Below are 1,785 nucleotides of genomic sequence, written 5' to 3' on the forward strand. Positions count from 1 at the left end.
CGGCACGCCGGACGCCGGCGCGTTCTGGAGGGTGATATAGGAACATGGCGCAGTGGCGCTGTTCACCGCGCCGACTGCGTTCCGCGCCATCAGCAAGGAAGACCCGGACGGCAAGCTCATCCGGCAATACGACCTTTCGAAATTCCGCACGCTGTTTCTGGCCGGCGAGCGCGCCGATCCGCCGACGGTGGAATGGGCGGAGCAGCAGTTGAAGGTGCCGGTGATCGACCATTGGTGGCAGACCGAAACCGGCTGGTGCATCGCCGGCAATCCGGTCGGCCTGGGCATGCTGCCCGTAAAACACGGCTCGCCGACGGTGCCGATGCCGGGCTATCGGGTCGAGGTGGTCGACGAGGCCTCGAAGCCGCTGCCGGCCGGCACCATGGGCTCGATCGTGATCAAGCTGCCGATGCCGCCGGGCTGCCTGCCGACCCTGTGGGAACAGGACGAGCGCTGCAAGGAAGCCTATTTCAACGAATTCCCCGGCTACTACAAGACCTCCGACGCCGGCTACATGGACGAGGACGGCTACGTCTTCGTGATGGGCCGTACCGACGACATCATCAACGTCGCCGGCCACCGCCTCTCCACCGGCGGCATGGAAGAGATCCTGGCCGCGCATCCCGACGTCGCCGAATGCGCGGTGCTCGGTATCAAGGACGCCATCAAGGGCGAGGTGCCCTGCGGCTTCCTGGTGCTGAAGGCCGGCGTGACGCGCAGCCATGCCGAGATCGAAAAGGAGATCGTGGCGCTGGTGCGCGAGAAACTGGGACCCGTCGCGGCGTTCAAACTGGCGATAACGGTCGGCCGGCTGCCGAAAACGCGCTCCGGAAAAATCCTGCGCGGCACCATCAAGAAGATCGCCGACGGCGATCAATGGTCGATGCCCGCCACCATCGAGGATCCCAAGGTGCTGGAGGAGATCGAGGGTGCGCTCAAGGGCAGGGTGTAGCCAGGTGTAGCCGTCATTCCGGGGCGCGTCGAAGACGCGAACCCGGAATCCCGGGATTCCGGGTTCGATGCTGCGCATCACCCCGGAATGACGGCTGCTCGCTACGCCTCGGCTTCTATCATTTATTCAGAAATGCCTTGTTTTCGATGGATTGCCGGGTCAAGCCCCAGCAATACCGAAATTGAATGATGGACAGAATATGCGACGCAACCCGGCAAAACGCATCCTCCCACTCCTGCTCCTCGCGCCGCTGCTCGCGGGCTGCCTCGAGCGGGGACAGCCGACCATGGCGGACACCGGCGGCGACGACGACGCGTTCTGCGCCCGCAGCCATGCCGCAGGCTCGCCGGACTATGTCAATTGCCGCAAGGACCGCGACGTCCAGCGCGCCAACGCCAATTCGCGCATCGACAAGCGGCAGCGCAATCTCGGCGAATACATGCTCAACAATCCGACGCGACCGTGAACTCAGGGAGACCGTCATGAACGAAGACGTTTTCAACACCAGCCTGCGCGGCTTTCTCAAGAAGGTCGGCATCACCTCGCAGCGCGAGATCGAAAAGGCGGTGCGCGACGCGGTCGCGGCCGGCCGTCTCAAGGGCAATGAAAAACTGCCGGCGAAAATGGTGCTGACCGTCGGCGGCGTCAGCCTGACGCACGAGATCACCGAAGAGATCGAACTCGGGTAGTACGAACCGAGCGGCCTTGCTTCCCTCTCCCCTTGTGGGAGAGGGTGTGAACCTCCTCCGTATGAGTGGACTCCTGTAGTAGGCTCGGAGAGCCAGGAGGTGTCACTTGGACGGACGTCCCCGCCGATGGTTTACAGAGGATTA

The 1,785-nt window shown here is 63.5% G+C and carries 2 protein-coding genes and 1 pseudogene; all 3 read left to right on the top strand.

Annotation, left to right across the window (positions count from 1 at the left end):
* A pseudogene (locus tag Q8R73_RS15975) lies at nt 1–952 on the top strand (AMP-binding protein); the annotation flags it as partial.
* Nucleotides 953–1,151: 199 nt separating this feature from the next.
* The gene (locus Q8R73_RS15980) at nt 1,152–1,418 is read left to right on the top strand and encodes a hypothetical protein (protein WP_305720521.1); all 267 of its coding nucleotides are present in this window, start codon (nt 1,152–1,154) and stop codon (nt 1,416–1,418) included.
* A gap of 16 nt (nt 1,419–1,434) precedes the next feature.
* Entirely contained in the window at nt 1,435–1,641 is a 207-nt protein-coding gene (locus Q8R73_RS15985; RefSeq protein WP_305720522.1) for a DUF6494 family protein, read from the top strand.
* Nucleotides 1,642–1,785 lie beyond the last annotated feature (144 nt).

Origin of the sequence: Bradyrhizobium sp. (assembly GCF_030697065.1) — a bacterium.
Lineage (GTDB): Bacteria > Pseudomonadota > Alphaproteobacteria > Rhizobiales > Xanthobacteraceae > Bradyrhizobium.